This is a genomic window from Roseburia intestinalis L1-82, from assembly GCF_900537995.1.
Classification (GTDB): Bacteria; Bacillota; Clostridia; order Lachnospirales; family Lachnospiraceae; genus Roseburia; species Roseburia intestinalis.
This window is the reverse complement of record NZ_LR027880.1, coordinates 4,241,290-4,256,620: the sequence shown is the minus strand read 5'-3', so window position 1 is coordinate 4,256,620 and position 15,331 is coordinate 4,241,290. Positions and strand designations below refer to the sequence as shown.

The 15,331-nt window shown below is 43.1% G+C and carries 19 protein-coding genes; 15 read left to right on the top strand and 4 right to left on the bottom strand.

Annotation, left to right across the window (positions count from 1 at the left end):
- The first annotated feature begins 178 nt into the window (after positions 1–178).
- The 3 genes from RIL182_RS20005 to RIL182_RS19995 all read left to right on the top strand — a co-directional run bounded on the left by RIL182_RS20005 (position 179) and on the right by RIL182_RS19995 (position 3,806).
- Entirely contained in the window at positions 179–1,375 is a 1,197-nt protein-coding gene (locus RIL182_RS20005) for a pyridoxal phosphate-dependent aminotransferase (RefSeq protein WP_006855247.1), read from the top strand.
- A gap of 20 nt (positions 1,376–1,395) precedes the next feature.
- A complete protein-coding gene (gene hisC / locus RIL182_RS20000; RefSeq protein WP_006855248.1) occupies positions 1,396–2,457 on the top strand; it encodes a histidinol-phosphate transaminase in 1,062 nt (353 codons plus the stop codon).
- Positions 2,458–3,083: 626 nt separating this feature from the next.
- A complete protein-coding gene (locus tag RIL182_RS19995) occupies positions 3,084–3,806 on the top strand; it encodes a MerR family transcriptional regulator (protein WP_006855250.1) in 723 nt (240 codons plus the stop codon).
- 49 nt (positions 3,807–3,855) lie between these two features.
- Here RIL182_RS19995 and RIL182_RS19990 read toward each other — a convergent pair whose 3' ends face one another.
- Together RIL182_RS19990 and RIL182_RS19985 are read right to left on the bottom strand one after the other, a co-directional pair.
- Complete coding sequence (locus RIL182_RS19990) at positions 3,856–4,251, bottom strand: HI0074 family nucleotidyltransferase substrate-binding subunit (protein WP_006855251.1); 396 nt, start codon at positions 4,249–4,251, stop codon at positions 3,856–3,858.
- On the bottom strand, positions 4,248–4,544 hold the full coding sequence (locus RIL182_RS19985) for a nucleotidyltransferase family protein (protein ID WP_006855252.1): 297 nt from the start codon (positions 4,542–4,544) through the stop codon (positions 4,248–4,250). Before RIL182_RS19985 ends, RIL182_RS19990 begins: the two co-directional genes overlap by 4 nt.
- A gap of 325 nt (positions 4,545–4,869) precedes the next feature.
- On the opposite strand from RIL182_RS19985, the gene RIL182_RS19980 reads away from it, so the two are divergent.
- Entirely contained in the window at positions 4,870–6,228 is a 1,359-nt protein-coding gene (locus RIL182_RS19980) for an ATP-binding protein (RefSeq protein ID WP_172606730.1), read from the top strand.
- Between the two features lie 85 nt (positions 6,229–6,313).
- On the opposite strand, the gene RIL182_RS19975 is transcribed toward RIL182_RS19980, so the two are convergent.
- Both RIL182_RS19975 and RIL182_RS19970 read right to left on the bottom strand, forming a co-directional pair.
- Positions 6,314–6,484, bottom strand: a complete 171-nt coding sequence (locus RIL182_RS19975) for a DUF362 domain-containing protein (protein ID WP_022112022.1) — start codon at positions 6,482–6,484, stop codon at positions 6,314–6,316.
- Positions 6,485–6,683: 199 nt separating this feature from the next.
- The gene (locus RIL182_RS19970) at positions 6,684–7,721 is read right to left on the bottom strand and encodes an aldose epimerase family protein (protein WP_006855254.1); all 1,038 of its coding nucleotides are present in this window, start codon (positions 7,719–7,721) and stop codon (positions 6,684–6,686) included.
- Positions 7,722–7,951: 230 nt separating this feature from the next.
- Here RIL182_RS19970 and RIL182_RS19965 point away from each other — a divergent pair, with 230 nt between their 5' ends.
- The 11 genes from RIL182_RS19965 (at position 7,952) to atpA (ending at position 15,327) form a co-directional block, all read left to right on the top strand.
- Positions 7,952–9,004 carry an L-threonylcarbamoyladenylate synthase gene (locus RIL182_RS19965; RefSeq protein WP_006855255.1) on the top strand — a complete coding sequence of 351 codons (1,053 nt, stop codon included), beginning with the start codon at positions 7,952–7,954 and terminating at the stop codon, positions 9,002–9,004.
- A 21-nt stretch (positions 9,005–9,025) separates the two neighbouring features.
- A complete protein-coding gene (locus tag RIL182_RS21850) occupies positions 9,026–9,505 on the top strand; it encodes an arsenate reductase/protein-tyrosine-phosphatase family protein (RefSeq protein WP_006855256.1) in 480 nt (159 codons plus the stop codon).
- A 1-nt stretch (position 9,506) separates the two neighbouring features.
- Positions 9,507–10,136 (top strand): uracil phosphoribosyltransferase, encoded by a 630-nt coding sequence (upp, locus tag RIL182_RS19960; protein WP_015561153.1) that lies wholly within the window; start codon positions 9,507–9,509, stop codon positions 10,134–10,136.
- 33 nt (positions 10,137–10,169) lie between these two features.
- Positions 10,170–10,655 (top strand): deoxycytidylate deaminase, encoded by a 486-nt coding sequence (locus RIL182_RS19955; RefSeq protein ID WP_006855258.1) that lies wholly within the window; start codon positions 10,170–10,172, stop codon positions 10,653–10,655.
- 299 nt (positions 10,656–10,954) lie between these two features.
- Positions 10,955–11,200, top strand: a complete 246-nt coding sequence (locus RIL182_RS19950; RefSeq protein ID WP_022112587.1) for an AtpZ/AtpI family protein — start codon at positions 10,955–10,957, stop codon at positions 11,198–11,200.
- Positions 11,181–11,615 carry an ATP synthase subunit I gene (locus tag RIL182_RS19945; RefSeq protein ID WP_006855261.1) on the top strand — a complete coding sequence of 145 codons (435 nt, stop codon included), beginning with the start codon at positions 11,181–11,183 and terminating at the stop codon, positions 11,613–11,615. The genes RIL182_RS19950 and RIL182_RS19945 overlap by 20 nt, the downstream gene beginning before the upstream one ends.
- Entirely contained in the window at positions 11,578–12,366 is a 789-nt protein-coding gene (gene atpB / locus RIL182_RS19940; protein ID WP_006855262.1) for a F0F1 ATP synthase subunit A, read from the top strand. The genes RIL182_RS19945 and atpB overlap by 38 nt, the downstream gene beginning before the upstream one ends.
- A gap of 72 nt (positions 12,367–12,438) precedes the next feature.
- A complete protein-coding gene (atpE, locus tag RIL182_RS19935; protein WP_006855263.1) occupies positions 12,439–12,693 on the top strand; it encodes an ATP synthase F0 subunit C in 255 nt (84 codons plus the stop codon).
- Positions 12,694–12,752: 59 nt separating this feature from the next.
- A complete protein-coding gene (gene atpF / locus RIL182_RS19930) occupies positions 12,753–13,268 on the top strand; it encodes a F0F1 ATP synthase subunit B (RefSeq protein ID WP_006855264.1) in 516 nt (171 codons plus the stop codon).
- Complete coding sequence (gene atpH / locus RIL182_RS19925; protein WP_006855265.1) at positions 13,256–13,822, top strand: ATP synthase F1 subunit delta; 567 nt, start codon at positions 13,256–13,258, stop codon at positions 13,820–13,822. Before atpF ends, atpH begins: the two co-directional genes overlap by 13 nt.
- Positions 13,819–15,327 (top strand): F0F1 ATP synthase subunit alpha, encoded by a 1,509-nt coding sequence (atpA, locus tag RIL182_RS19920; RefSeq protein ID WP_006855266.1) that lies wholly within the window; start codon positions 13,819–13,821, stop codon positions 15,325–15,327. The genes atpH and atpA overlap by 4 nt, the downstream gene beginning before the upstream one ends.
- Positions 15,328–15,331: the final 4 nt, after the last annotated feature.

Genomic DNA, 15,331 nt, shown 5'->3' with positions numbered 1-15,331 from the left:
AGTCTCTTTTTCATTTCTTATGTATGATAAATTCATTACGTTCGTTCACTGTTTTTTTGTATTTTCAAAATAAATAGATTTACTTTCTTTCACTAATATTGTAAAGTGAATAAAGATAATAGTTTATTGGATCTGAGTGGATAAATAGAAAGAACAGGATAGAAAGAAGGAATAAAAAGTGATCTCAAAAAAGATTGAAAAAGCATTACAGGGCAGTTCTGCAATCCGTGCAATGTTTGTAGAAGGAAAGCAGATGGCAGAAAAATATGGAGCAGAGAATGTTTATGATTTTTCGCTGGGAAATCCGGCAACACCGGCTCCGGCGGCATTCAATACGGCAATTAAGGAACTGGTGGATGAAACAGACCCATTGGTTTTACATGGATATATGGAAAATGCAGGTTATACGGATGTAAGGGCTGCAATTGCAGAGAATCTGAATAAGCGCTTTGGAACAAAGTTTGACTATCATAATGTGACAATGACGGTCGGTGCAGCAGGCGGATTGAATATAATTTTTAAAACCATTTTAGATCCGGGGGATGAGGTAATCGTATTTGCACCGTTTTTCGGAGAATATCGTCAGTATGCGGCAAATTTTGATGCGGATATCGTAACGGTAAATCCGGATCTTGAGACTTTCCAGCCGGATCTTGCAGACTTCGAAGCAAAGATTACAGAAAAAACAAAGGCATTAATTGTCAATACACCGAATAATCCTACCGGTGTGATTTACAAACCGGAAACAATGAGAAAAATCGCAGAGATTCTGGAAAAGAAGCAGACAGAAATCGGACATGATATTTACCTGATTTCCGATGAGCCATATCGTGAATTGGTGTATGACGGAAATGAAGTGGACTTTCTGACAAAGTACTATAAAAATACGATTGTGGGATACTCTTTCAGCAAGTCTTTATCCCTGCCGGGAGAGCGTATCGGCTATGTGGTAGTGCCGGATGAGGCATCGGATGCCGAGGATCTGATCCGTGGCATTGAGATTTCCAACCGTACACTGGGATTTGTAAATGCACCGTCTCTGTTGCAGAAGGCAGTGGCAAGATGCCTGGAGGAACAGACCGATGTGGCATTTTATGATAAAAACCGTACTATGCTTTATGAAGGGCTGACAAAGCTTGGATTTACCTGTATCAAGCCGGAAGGAGCCTTTTATCTATGGGTAAAATCTCCGGTGGAAAATGAGGAAGAATTTGTAACGGCAGGAAAGAAATATCATCTGCTTATGGTAAAGGGAAGTGCATTTGGCTGTGGCGGTTATGTCAGACTGGCTTACTGTGTTTCTCCTGAAACCATACAGAATTCCATGCAGGCGTTTGCAAAGCTGGCAGCAGAATATCAGCTTCAGAGCAGATAGAAAGGGCAGAATAGGAAAAAATGAGTAATTGGGAAGATTATGTACGAAGGGTAGAACCTTATGTTCCGGGTGAACAGCCGAAGAAGGAACATATGATAAAGCTTAATACAAATGAAAATCCATATCCGCCGGCACCGGGCGTTGTGAAGGCTCTGCGGGAGATGAACACGGATCTGCTCCGTCGTTATCCGCAGCCGGATTGTAAAATCTTAGTGGATGCAATAGCAGAGTTTTATGGCGTAAAAAGTGAGCAGGTATTCGTGGGAGTCGGATCGGATGATGTGCTGGCAATGATATTTTTGACCTTTTTTAACGATGCAAAGCCGGTGATTTTTCCGGATATTACCTACTCTTTTTATGATGTATGGGCAGAGATGCTTCGGATTCCTTATGAGACAAAGGCATTGGATGAAGATTTCCTGATTAAAAAAGAAGACTACTATGGCGAAAACGGAGGTGTAATTTTCCCAAATCCGAATGCACCGACCGGTATTTTAATGCCATTATCTGAAATTGAAGATATCATTGCACACAACCGGGATGTGATCGTGGTGGTAGACGAGGCATATATTGATTTTGGGGGAGAATCTGCATTGCCACTGATTGAAAAATATGACAATCTTTTGGTGGTACAGACCTTTTCAAAATCCCGTTCCCTGGCTGGAATGCGGATCGGCTATGTAATGGGAAATGAAAAATTGATTCGCTATCTGAATGATGTAAAATATTCCTTTAATTCTTATACCATGAATCAGACGGCATTGATTTTGGGTGCCGAAGCGGTCAAAGACCGTGCGTACTTTGAAGAAACCTGCAGGAAAGTGATAGAAACCAGAGAATGGACGAAAAAAGAATTACATAAGCTTGGATTTTCCTTTGGCGATTCCAAGAGTAATTTTATTTTTGCAAAGCACGCATCGGTACCGGCAGAGGATATTTTTGAAGCATTAAAAAAAGAAGATATCTATGTGCGCCATTTCTCAAAAGAGCGGATTTCCAATTACCTTCGCATCAGTATTGGAACAAAAGAAGAGATGCAGACAATGATTGGGTTCTTACAGAATTTTCTGGCGGAAGGGTAATTTTGCAGTAAAAGCGGATATTATGAAAGTATATATGAATTGTGCGCAGAATATTAGAAAGAGGAGATGTTAGATGGGAACATCTCCTCTTTTTTGTAGTGCGCTTCATCTAAAAGTGTGTGTCACGCACATTTTATTTTGACCTAAAATGTTTAATGCTTCAGGTTGCAAGATCCATCTGCTGAATGGTGCCACAGCCACCGTTTTCATAAAGAAACAGACCGGTCTTACGAACAATGGCATTGGTTGTATTTGCAGAAGATTTTAATGAAAATTCCGTATCGGAGTTACCAAGATAAATCGCACCAACACCGGCTTTTCCAATGGCGCAGAGCTTATCATTTCCGGCGGAGTCTTTTGTCCAGATCAGAAGTTTGTCAAAGATAGGATCGGCTTCATCAATCCATCCGTTATGGTCGCTGTCATAAGCAGCAAGGTCTGCAAACCCATTTCCGTTGGCAGTGCCGAAAAGCTCACTGCCATCATTTATTCTTCCATCGCCTTTTGCTGTTGGCAGTAAATATTTCGCGGTTCCTGTCGGAATAAGACGAGCGATTTTCGTTGTAGGCTTCCTTTTAAATGCTTATAATATAGGTTAGCAGGTGAAAGGAAGGAGAGGAACCGGAATGGAAAAGGTACGTTACATGATTTCCGACGCTGCGAATATTGTAAATGTAGAGTCACATGTATTGCGTTACTGGGAGGATGAACTGGAGCTTAATGTTCCGCGAAATGAACTTGGGCACCGGTATTACACAAAGGAAAACATTCAGGAGTTCCAGAGGATCAAGGAATTAAAAGAACAGGGATATCAGTTGAAAGCGATCCGTATGATCGTACATAATATGTCACCTGATGCGCAGGCAGAGGTTGGCACTGCACATCCGGGAATAAAACAGGATCTGCACCAGGTTGCATATACGCAGGATGAAAAAGCTGTCAAGGCGGAGCATCAGTCTGGTCAGGTTACGCGCATTCAGGATGGATATGCTGCAAAACAGGATCAGCATGCAGATTTGAATCCATACACAGATTCAGGCAGAAATATGCCAGTATCTGCGCAGCATGAGAATCAGAGTGTACTTGATAACACCGATAAAATGGCACAGTTTACCGAGCTGATGACGCAGATCGTCGGAACAGCGATTGCCGCAAATAATCAGGAATTAAGCCGCTGTATCAGCGAAGATGTGGGGGAGCAGGTCATCAAGGAAATGAATTATCTCATGAGAGAACAGGATGAGGCGGACGAGGAACGCTTCCGGAAACTGGATGCGGCAATCCGCGGCAACCTGAAAAAGAAAGAACCCAAAAAAAGATGGGGCAGAAACAAAAAAGAAAGGGCATAAAAAAACGCTATTGCATTAGAGTGTGATTCTGGTGCAATAGCGTTTTGTATTATTCTCCGTACCCGAATGCAATAATTTTCTCCTTCAGATCATCAAAATAAGGAAGAAGCTCTGGAATCATGCGGCACAGTTCAATGGCACAGTCCTGATTATAATGATGTGATTCGTCATTCAGGAGCCGTAACATGCGAAGCCATGCATTTTCATCTTCGATCAATCCACGGGTAAGGGCAGCCATAAGAATCAATTTTGGAGAACCGGTTCTGCCTTTATCGACACCTTCTGACTCCAAAACGTATTTCATTGCTTTCCACGATAATTCAAAAGTCAGGCAGAAGGTGTTGACACAACCGCTTAAAACAATTTTGTTTTGAGTATAGTCAGTAACGGAAGCTTCATGTAAAGTATCAAGGCTTGAAAAAAAGTTTTCAATTTTTCGGTTCATTTTCCTGTCCTCTCATATAAAATATGTCCGTCATTTAAAATATCTTTCATCAAAGGTTCACTTACCCTGCCGTCCAGATCAATAATATCCATGTCAAGCAGCGTAAATTCATTGTATTTTAATTCGGCAAATAAACGGTCAAAGTTATCAGCTCCTTTAATTGCAAGGTCGATATCACTGTAAGGTCCGTTATCTCCTCTGGCACGGGAGCCAAATAGAATGACTTTATTTGCATTATATTTTTTACAGCAGGCTATAATATCTTTTTTTATTGCCGGGTCTAATTGACACATCGAATCAATAACACTCCATTTTTAAATTTTTATTATTCATGACTATTATAACTGATTTGCACCGTTTGCGCATCATATAATTTGTGCAGCATAGTTTATGTAACCGTCTGATTTTCTTGACAGCAGCAAAGATGTGGATCATTTTCTGGAAAATGTTACAGATACTATCTGAAAATAAAAGAAAAATGTATTAAAAAATGTTACAGATATCATATAAAAATTAAAGAAAAATGTACTGAAAAATGTTACAATATACATTGAAAAACAAAGAAAAAATGTTAATATAAGAGCAGAGAGTTGGAAATCCTAATATTGGAGGATGGAAATGCTGAAAAGAAAAGTGTATGAGGATCTTCTAAAATGGAAAAAGGAAGCCAATGGAAAGGCTTTGTGTATTATAGGGGCAAGACAGATAGGAAAAACAACATTAATTCGTGAGTTTGGGAAAAATGAGTATGAATATTTCGCAGAACTGAATTTTGTGACAGACGAGCGGGCTGCAGATATTTTTAATGGAAAGCTGACAGCAGAGGCTGTTATTACAAACCTGACAGCATATCTTCAGACACCGTTAGAACCGGGAAAGACACTGATTTTATTTGATGAAGTTCAGGAATGTCCAAGGGTACGGTCTGCGATCAAATTTCTGGTAGAGGACGGAAGATTTGATTATATAGAATCTGGCTCGCTGCTTGGTGTGCGGTACAAGGATGTCACATCTTATCCGGTTGGCTTTGAACAGATTTTACCAATGTATCCGCTGGATTTTGAGGAATATTTGTGGGCGAATGGCATACAGAATCATACACTGCAGTATTTGAAATCGTGTTATGACAAAAAGGAAAAAGTATCTGAGACAGTACATGAGACACTTTGCAAACTTTTTTACAGTTATCTTGTAGTTGGAGGAATGCCAGAAACCGTACAGATTTATGTTGATACGCATGATATTGCAAAAGTGGTGCTGAATCAGAGAAGTATTTTAGATCTTTACCGCCTGGATATTGCAAAATATGCTACGGAAAATGAAAAAATAAAGATCAAGGCAATATTTGACAGCATTCCTGCGCAGTTAAATGAGAAGAACCGGAGATTTAAATTAAACAGTATTAACGCTTCCGCAAGGCATATCAGGTATGAGGACAGCTTTAACTGGTTAGCGGATGCGGGCGTTGCGTTGCCATGTTATAACGTGACAGAACCACAGGCACCGCTGCAGTTAAGTGAAAAACGAAACCTGTTCAAACTTTATATGAATGATGTTGGACTGCTTTGTGCTTCCTGTATGGAAAATATCCAGTTTGATCTTCTGATGGGAAATGTTGACGTCAATATGGGAAGTATTCTGGAAAATGCATTTGCGCAAAATCTGAAATCGAACGGTTTTGAACTTCATTATTATGATTCTAAGAAAATTGGAGAATTAGATTTTGTATTACAAAAAGGACTTCACACAGAACTTGTAGAGATCAAGTCAGGAAATGACTTCAAAAAGCATCTGGCAATGGATCATGCAATGAAAGTAGAACAATGGAAGTTTGAAAAAAATATTGTATTTTCAAAATCGAATGTGGAGGAAGATGGGGAAATCCTGTATTTACCATGGTATATGATCCTGTTTTATAAACAGGAAAGGGAACCGGAAAAGATGATCTATGAGATTGATCTAAGTGGACTTGTCTAAGTAAAAAAGAAGCTGTGAAACATAGTTTCACAGCTTCTTTTTGCGGTTTCCCGCAAGAGTTCTACTCGCAAAAACTCTTTAAGTATTATTCCTCGCTGATAGCTCCTGTTGGGCAAACCCCTGCACATGTACCACAGCTTACACAAGCGCCTGCGTCGATTACGAACTGGCTGTCTCCCTGAGAAATAGCTCCTACTGGACACTCTGGCTCGCATGTACCACAGCTTACGCAAGAATCAGAAATTACGAATGCCATTTGTATTCCCTCCTTAAAATAGAATCATAGACTCGCTACCGCTTCAGTAGCTTTAGATTATTCTAATACAAAAAAGAGGGTAATACAAGTCAAAACACGAAAAAACCGTGTACAAAAATAAGCACAAAGGAATGTGATAGCAAAATAGAGCCGGATATACACAAACGGTACATGCGGCTCTTTCGACCAATTATTTTTATCAGAATGTAGAAAAATGATACAGCGTCTTGGAATGGAACGGTGCATCCGGATGTAACACGATACTTGGGAAGTTGTCGTGGTTGATCGCGTCCGGGAAATGCTGTGTCTCTAAGCAGACGCTGGTGCGGCTGTCATAGATTTTACCGTTTTTGCCCGGCTGTTTCATCGGCTGGCTGGCAACATAAAGCTGCATGCCCGGCTGATCGGTAAAGCAGGTCATCCGGATACCGCTTTCTTTGGACTGTAATACAGCTGCTTCGCGAAGACCGGTTCCGTTGATCACAAAGTTGTGGTCGTAGGTGCCGAATTTGTGCAGCTGGTCATAGTCTGAGTAGTAGGATTTGCCAATCGTGTGCATCACTCTGAAATCAAACGGTGTATTGTCGACCGGGATCAGTTTTCCGGTAGGCGCCTGCGAATCGTCGAGTTCTGTGACAGAATCTGCATCGATATACAGTTCGTGAGAAAGAATATCACCGCTTCCCTCACCGTTTAAGTTAAAATAACCGTGGTTTGTGACGTTAAGCAGGGTGTCCTGATCTGCGGAAGCTTCGTATACGATCGAGAGCTCATTGTCCTCAGACCAGCCATAAGTAACGGTCAGAGTCAGATTACCAGGATAACCCTCCTCGCCATCGGCGGAAATCATAGTAAGGATCAGTTTATCATCTTTGATTTTTGCATCCCATGGTTTGGAGGCATAACCGATCAGACCTCCGTGAAGGTGGTTGGTACCGCAGTTTACGGCAAGATGGTATTCTTTTCCATTTAAAGTAAAATGACCATCTTTGATGCGGTTTGCAACACGTCCGACAACAGCACCAAGACTTGCGTCATCATTTTCATAGGCGGACATGGTGTCCATGCCAAGGCAGACATCTGTTGGATTGCCATTGCGGTCCGGAACGACGATCTTTACAAGACGGCATCCGAAGTTAAGGATCTCTACATAGGCACCTGCCTCGTTTTCAAGATGGTATATATTAATATTTTCTCCTGTGTTAGTTGTACCGAAATCAGATTTTGTAATTTTCATGAAAACCCCTTTCCAAACATAACTGTTTGCAGATGAACAGTAATAATTATGCCACATTTACGGAAACATAGCAAGTTACAGTTCGGGTTCTATGGTAATTTTGCTGGAAAATCAAGGTACAAATCCGCGAATTATGCACACTCTGTTGCCTATTTGGATAAAATGTGCGATAATATAAATGTTTGGGAAAAATAAAAATAAGAATTATATTAGAAAAGAAGTAGTGATATATGCAGACAAAATTAATAAAAATAGACGCAGACGATCCGAATAAGGAGGATATGCGGGAGGCGGCAGAGATCATAAGATCCGGCGGTCTGGTAGCATTTCCGACCGAAACGGTTTACGGACTCGGGGCAAATGCGCTTGATCCGGAGGCGTCCAAACGGATCTATGCGGCAAAGGGACGGCCTTCAGACAATCCGCTGATCGTTCATATATGCAGATTTGAAGAGCTTTTATCCATTGCGAAAGAAGTTCCGCCGCAGGCAGAGAAACTCGCAGATGCGTTCTGGCCGGGGCCGCTTACCATGATCGTATGGAAGAATGAAAAGGTTCCATATGAAACGACCGGTGGAATGGATACGGTGGCGATCCGTATGCCGAATCATCCGGTTGCGCTTGCACTGATCGATGAGAGCGGCTGTATGATCGCGGCACCGAGTGCGAATACTTCCGGAAAACCAAGCCCGACAGAAGCGGGACATGTGGCGTTAGATCTGGATGGTAAGATACCGATGATACTGGATGGGGGGCCGGTTGGAATCGGCATCGAATCTACGATCATTGATCTGACGGAAAAAGTACCGATGATACTGCGCCCGGGTTATATTACAAAAGAAATGTTAGAGGAAGTGCTCGGGGAAGAGGTACGCATTGATCCGGGCATCATTGCGTCGGATTCCACAAAGAAGCCGAAAGCGCCCGGAATGAAGTATAAACACTATGCGCCGAAGGCGGATCTGGTACTGGTTGAGGGAGAGCAGGAGGCTGTTGTTGCAGAGATCAATGCGCTGGTCAGGGAAAAACAGGCGGCAGGACTTAAGGTCGGTGTTGTTGCAACGGATGAGACGGAGTCTTTGTATCAGGCAGATTATGTGGTGACGATCGGAGCGAGAAGCGATGAGGATGCCATTGCCAGACATTTGTACAAAATATTGCGTGAATTTGATGATTGGAATGTGGATGCGATTTATTCAGAGAGTTTTTCAACACCGAGGATCGGTCAGGCGATCATGAACCGGTTAATGAAAGCAGCAGGACATCAGGTGATTCATGTTTGATGGGAGAAGGAAGGATAACGCATGAAACAATATAATCGAATCCTGTTTGTCGCGGAAAACGGAACATGCCGCGCGCCGATGGCAGCAGGCATACTTGGGGAGTATGTATTAAAACATCCGGTTGAGATTGGGGCAAGAGGAATGATCGTTTTATTCCCGGAGCCGCTCAATCAGAAGGCAGAAGCAGTCATGATCAGCAATGGCATCAATCTGGAAGGCTATATGTCAGCGCAGCTGACGGAGGAGGATTTTACAGAGGACACATTAGTTCTTGTTATGGAACACGCCCAGTTAGAAAAGGTTCTGGAAAAATACGAGAGAGCCAACCCGGAGAATGTATATGTTCTCACGGAACTTGTCGGAGATGAACTGGAGATTTTAGATCCGTATGGCGGCAGTCTGCAGGCATATGGGCTATGCTATGAAACAATGAGAAAGACCATCAAAAAGCTGGTCACTCTTTTAAATGAAGAAAGTAACGAAGGAAGCGGGGAAAATTAAAATGGGAAAAATCGTAGTAATGGATCATCCGTTGATCCAGCACAAAATCGGTATCATCCGCAGAGAAGAAACCGGATCAAAAGATTTCCGTACATTAGTCAGCGAGATTGCAATGCTGATGTGTTATGAGGCAACCAGAGACTTGAAACTTGCAGATGTGGAGATCGATACACCGATCTGCAAAACGACTGTGAAAGAGTTAAAGGGCAAAAAGCTTGCTGTTGTACCGATTTTACGTGCCGGTCTTGGCATGGTGGATGGTATGCTGGCAATGATTCCTGCAGCAAAAGTCGGACATATCGGACTTTATCGTGATCCGGAGACATTAGAGCCGGTAGAGTATTACTGTAAACTTCCGGCAGACTGTGCAAACAGAGAGGTGTTTGTGGTAGATCCGATGCTGGCAACCGGAGGTTCTTCCTCGGCAGCCATCCAGATGTTAAAGGACAAAGGAGTTAAAAATATCCGTCTGATGTGCATTATTGCAGCACCGGAAGGTGTGAAGAAAATGCAGGAGGATCATCCGGATGTAGATGTATATATCGGGGCTTTGGATGACCATTTGAATGAGCATGGTTATATTGTTCCGGGCCTTGGAGACGCCGGAGACCGTATTTTTGGAACAAAATAACAGTACAGGTTACGGAAAGCTTTGGAGGTTGGCATGAGCGGCAAACGGAAAGATTATATCAGCTGGGATGAATATTTTATGGGAGTTGCGGTACTTTCGGGAATGCGTTCAAAAGATCCGAATACGCAGGTGGGTGCCTGCATTGTCAGCGAAGATCACAAGATACTCTCGATGGGGTATAACGGATTTCCGACTGGCTGCTCGGATGATGAATTCCCATGGGAACGTGAGGGAGAACCTTTAGAAAATAAATATTTTTATACGACGCACAGCGAACTCAATGCGATCTTAAATTACCGCGGAGGAAGCTTGGAGGGCGCAACGATCTATGTTACGCTGTTTCCCTGCAATGAATGTGCAAAAGCGATCATTCAGTCGGGAATCCGCAGGATCGTGTATGACAGCGACAAATATGAGACAACACCGGCAGTTGTGGCATCCAAAAAGATGCTGAATGCGGCTGGGGTCGTGCTGCAGCGCTATGAACATACAAACCGCAGGATAGAACTGGAATTATAGAAGGTGATAAATAATAGAATGCTCAGTCCGTGAACATTCTATTATCATGAATAAAAAGAGCATGTATACAGAAATCTGGCATACATGCTTTTTTTATCTCACAAAACGTTTTTACGAAAAAATACTTTTTGAACCAGATCATATTGCACGGAAACTCTTTTGTAATGAGCATGTAAAAATTAAAATATTTATTAGTAAAAAGGAAATATTATCTATACAAAATGACGGATATTTGATGGACAAAATGGCGAAAAATGTTATAATGAATAAAGATTGTACTTTATGGAGGAACGATGTAAGTGAGAAAAAACAGAAAGGTATTTCAGGCACTGACACTGATCCTGCAGTTTGGACTGAATATGATCGTTCCGATCGTGATGTGCACTCTGTTTGGTACATGGATCGGCAGGAAATATGATATGCTCTGGATCGTGATCCCGCTGTTTATCATGGGAGCCCTGGCGGGATTTACCAACATTTTTAAAATGGCAAAAAAGATTTACGGACAGGACGGTGGCAGAAAAAATGTTACGAAGGATCAATGATGCATTGCCAGGACTTGTTTTGGGAATTATTGTGTATGGAGTGATCGTGGAACTGGCGGGTGTCTGGTTTGTCACAGATAAAGTCAGGTACACCACAGGACTTCTGATCGGTATCAGCTTAGCGTGCGGTATGGCAGTCAACATTGCGACCGTGTTAAGAGATGCGGTGGAACTGTACGGCGAGGACAATGCAAAGAAGAAGATCGTTGCAAAATCGCTGCTCCGCTATGCTGTCGTTGTGATCGTTTTCTTTGTTATGATGAAATGGAATCTGGGAAATCTGATCACTGCATTTATCGGGGTATTGGGACTTAAGGTATCTGCGTACTTACAGCCCTTTACACATAGAGTAATACAAAAACTGCAAGGAAGAGGTGATGTATCTTCAGACAGTGAAGATAATAATTTCATATGAGGGAGGTGAGAGAGTGAATCACGCAATTCTGATGTCATCCGGAGCCGAAAACATCGACTTTATGATACATGGTATCGTTCAGTATGAGATCTTCGGACACAAAGTCTGGATTACGACATCACATGTCTGCATATTGATCGTTATGCTTCTTATGATGGCGCTTGCCATTGCAGGAAACCGGGCGATCAAACATGCAAAGGAGATCCCCGGGGGATTTCAGAATGTTATCGAGCTGATGGTAGAAATGCTGGATAACATGGTAAACGGCACCATGGGAAAAGTGGCAGCACCGAAGTTTGTCAACTATATCAGTACCATTTTTATCTTTATTCTTATGAGTAATATCTCAGGTCTGTTTGGATTAAGACCACCAACGGCTGACTATGGTACGACACTGGCACTTGGTCTTATTACATTCTTCCTGATCCATATCACGCAGTTTAAGAATCTGCCGATCAGGCAGATCTGGACAGATATGTGTTCCCCATTGCCGCCATGGCTGCCAATCTGGTTTCCGATTAATGTGATCAGTGAGATCGCAGTGCCGATTTCATTGTCCTTGCGTCTTTTCGCAAACGTATTGTCAGGAACCGTTATGATGGCACTGGTTTATGGACTGCTGAGCAAAATAGCAATCATCTGGCCGGCAGCACTCCATGTATACTTTGACTTGTTCTCAGGAGCAATTCAGACGTATGTATTCTGTATGTTGACAATGACATACATTGGTCAGAACTACGAACAAGAATAATAATATTTAGGAGTAAAATCCTCTCCTCACCAGAGGGTTCGGATTTTGCTTCGCAAAACAAGGAGGATTTATATGAATATCACAGGACACGATTTAATTATGGCATGTTCAGCTATCGGTGCAGGTCTGGCAGTTATCGCCGGTATCGGACCTGGTATTGGACAGGGTATCGCAGCAGGACATGGTGCAGCAGCAGTTGGACGCAATCCGGGTGCAAAAGGAGATATCATGTCAACCATGCTTTTAGGACAGGCAGTTGCAGAGACAACAGGTCTTTACGGACTCTTGATCGCAATGCTCTTACTGTTCGTACAGCCTTTAGGCTAATGAATGGCGCTCCATTCTTGGAATAAAAAAATTGGAAAGGAGGCCGAACCTTGGAGGAAATGACAAGACTTTTTGGACTGGATTTTCAGTTACTGCATGATGTGGTTTTGATGGCGTTAGCAGTATTTTTCTTATTTTTATTCATGTCCAAGATGCTGTTTGAACCGGCACGCAAGCTGCTGAATGACAGAAAGAACCGTATCGCAGCCGATATTAAGACTGCAGAAACGGACAAACAGGACGCAGCAGCACTCAAAGCAGAATATGATGCGAAGTTAAAAGAAGTCGATAAAGAGGCAGAGCAGATCTTAAGCGAGGCCCGCAAGACGGCGCAGAAAAATGCAGCCCGCATTGAGAGTGACGCAAAAGAAGAAGCGGCGCGCATCATAAAGAGAGCCAACGAAGAAGCAGAGCTTTCTAAGAAGCGTGCAATGGATGAAGTAAAACAGGAAATGATCACAGTTGCATCCATGATGGCGGCAAAAGTTGTTGCAGCAAATATCGATGCGACCGTGCAGGATACGCTGGTAGAAGAAACATTGAAAGAAATGGGTGATTCGACATGGCAAAGCTAGTATCAAAAACATACGGTGATGCATTGTTTGAAGTTGCGCTAGAGAGCGGAAGGATGGATGAATTCCGGGATGAGGCAGTGGCAGTAAAAGCCGCTTTGAATGAGAATCCTGAGCTCTTCAAATTAATGAGTCATCCAAAAATCGTTAAAGAAGAAAAAGTAAAGATCATAGAAGACATATTTGCAGAAAAGATTTCCGCGGAGTTTGTTGGACTGCTCCGCCTGATTGTAGAAAAAGGTCATTTCGCAAAAGTGGATACGGTGCTGGATTATTTCATTGACTGTGTCAAGGAGTATAAGAACATCGGAACCGCTTATGTGACATCGGCAATGGAATTATCCGAAGCGCAGAAAGCAGCAGTGGAGAAAAGATTGTTAGAGACTACAAAGTATGTGAAATTTGAGATGCATTATGCAGTGGATTCCGCACTGATAGGCGGAATGGTGATTCGCATCGGCGACAGAGTCGTTGATTCCAGTGTCCGGACCAAATTAAATGATCTGACACGCGAATTGTCAAAAATACAGTTGAAAGCAGGTGAATGCGCTTCATGAATTTAAGACCAGAAGAAATAAGTTCCGTAATTAAAGAACAGATCAAAAGGTATGCAGCGCAGTTAGAGGTAGCTGACGTTGGTACCGTTATTCAGGTAGCAGATGGTATCGCACGTATTCACGGTCTTGACAACGCAATGCAGGGCGAGCTTCTGGAATTTCCGGGAGAAGTATATGGAATGGTATTAAACCTTGAGGAAGACAATGTCGGTGCCGTACTTTTAGGTGCGCAGCGCAATGTCAACGAGGGTGATACCGTAAAGACCACCGGACGAGTAGTAGAGGTTCCGGTCGGTGACGCCATGTTAGGACGAGTTGTCAATGCGTTAGGACAGCCGATCGACGGCAAAGGACCGATCGAGACGAACAAATATCGTCAGATCGAGCGTGTCGCATCGGGTGTTATTTCCAGAAAATCCGTAGATACACCGTTACAGACCGGTATCAAGGCAATCGATTCCATGGTGCCGATCGGACGTGGACAGCGTGAGCTGATCATCGGTGACAGACAGACCGGTAAGACAGCGATTGCGATCGATACGATCATCAACCAGAAGGGACAGGGCGTAAAATGTATTTACGTTGCCATCGGACAGAAGGCTTCCACAGTTGCCGCTCTGGTAAAAACATTGGAAGAATTTGGGGCAATGTCCTACACGACAGTGGTTGCTTCCACTGCAAGTGAGCTTGCACCATTACAGTATATTGCACCGTATGCAGGATGTGCGATCGGTGAGGAATGGATGGAGAACGGAGAAGATGTTCTCGTTGTTTACGATGATTTAAGTAAGCACGCAGCCGCATACCGTACACTCTCCTTGCTCTTAAAACGTCCACCAGGACGTGAGGCTTATCCGGGAGATGTATTCTACCTGCACTCAAGACTCTTAGAGCGTGCGGCAAGACTTTCCGACAAACTTGGCGGAGGTTCCCTGACTGCACTGCCGATCATCGAGACACAGGCTGGTGACGTTTCGGCATATATCCCGACAAACGTTATCTCTATCACCGATGGTCAGATCTATCTTGAGACAGAGATGTTTAACTCCGGTTTCCGTCCGGCGATCAATGCGGGTCTTTCGGTATCCCGTGTAGGTGGTTCCGCACAGATCAAGGCTATGAAGAAGATTGCAGCACCGATCCGTGTCGAGCTGGCACAGTACAGAGAGCTTGCAGCATTTGCACAGTTTGGTTCTGAGCTCGATGCCGACACGACAGAGAAGTTAGCACAGGGTGCCAGAATCCGTGAGATGTTAAAACAGCCGCAGTATCAGCCGATGCCGGTTGAAAAACAGGTCATCATCATCTATGCTGCAACCAGAAAATATCTTCTGGATATTCCGGTAGAACAGGTTTTACCGTTTGAAAAAGCACTGTTTGAGTATGTGGATACCAAATATCCGGATGTACCGGAAGCAATCCGCACAGAGAAAGTCATCAGTGATGAGACCGAGGCAAAACTCGTCAAAGCAATCGAAGAATGTAAGGCAGATTTCTTGAAATAAGCGT

Excerpts from the sequence above, each read along its gene's own strand:
- RIL182_RS19985 (WP_006855252.1), bottom strand. The coding sequence starts at position 4,544 with ATGTGTCAATTAGACCCGGCAATAAAAAAAGATATTATAGCCTGCTGT.
- upp (WP_015561153.1), top strand. The coding sequence starts at position 9,507 with ATGGGAAAAATCGTAGTAATGGATCATCCGTTGATCCAGCACAAAATC.
- hisC (WP_006855248.1), top strand. The coding sequence starts at position 1,396 with ATGAGTAATTGGGAAGATTATGTACGAAGGGTAGAACCTTATGTTCCG.
- RIL182_RS19995 (WP_006855250.1), top strand. The coding sequence starts at position 3,084 with ATGGAAAAGGTACGTTACATGATTTCCGACGCTGCGAATATTGTAAAT.
- atpE (WP_006855263.1), top strand. The coding sequence starts at position 12,439 with ATGAATATCACAGGACACGATTTAATTATGGCATGTTCAGCTATCGGT.
- RIL182_RS19980 (WP_172606730.1), top strand. The coding sequence starts at position 4,870 with ATGCTGAAAAGAAAAGTGTATGAGGATCTTCTAAAATGGAAAAAGGAA.
- atpF (WP_006855264.1), top strand. The coding sequence starts at position 12,753 with ATGACAAGACTTTTTGGACTGGATTTTCAGTTACTGCATGATGTGGTT.
- atpB (WP_006855262.1), top strand. The coding sequence starts at position 11,578 with ATGTATCTTCAGACAGTGAAGATAATAATTTCATATGAGGGAGGTGAG.
- RIL182_RS19945 (WP_006855261.1), top strand. The coding sequence starts at position 11,181 with ATGTTACGAAGGATCAATGATGCATTGCCAGGACTTGTTTTGGGAATT.
- atpH (WP_006855265.1), top strand. The coding sequence starts at position 13,256 with ATGGCAAAGCTAGTATCAAAAACATACGGTGATGCATTGTTTGAAGTT.
- RIL182_RS19970 (WP_006855254.1), bottom strand. The coding sequence starts at position 7,721 with ATGAAAATTACAAAATCTGATTTCGGTACAACTAACACAGGAGAAAAT.
- RIL182_RS19975 (WP_022112022.1), bottom strand. The coding sequence starts at position 6,484 with ATGGCATTCGTAATTTCTGATTCTTGCGTAAGCTGTGGTACATGCGAG.
- RIL182_RS19965 (WP_006855255.1), top strand. The coding sequence starts at position 7,952 with ATGCAGACAAAATTAATAAAAATAGACGCAGACGATCCGAATAAGGAG.
- RIL182_RS19955 (WP_006855258.1), top strand. The coding sequence starts at position 10,170 with ATGAGCGGCAAACGGAAAGATTATATCAGCTGGGATGAATATTTTATG.
- RIL182_RS21850 (WP_006855256.1), top strand. The coding sequence starts at position 9,026 with ATGAAACAATATAATCGAATCCTGTTTGTCGCGGAAAACGGAACATGC.
- atpA (WP_006855266.1), top strand. The coding sequence starts at position 13,819 with ATGAATTTAAGACCAGAAGAAATAAGTTCCGTAATTAAAGAACAGATC.
- RIL182_RS19990 (WP_006855251.1), bottom strand. The coding sequence starts at position 4,251 with ATGAACCGAAAAATTGAAAACTTTTTTTCAAGCCTTGATACTTTACAT.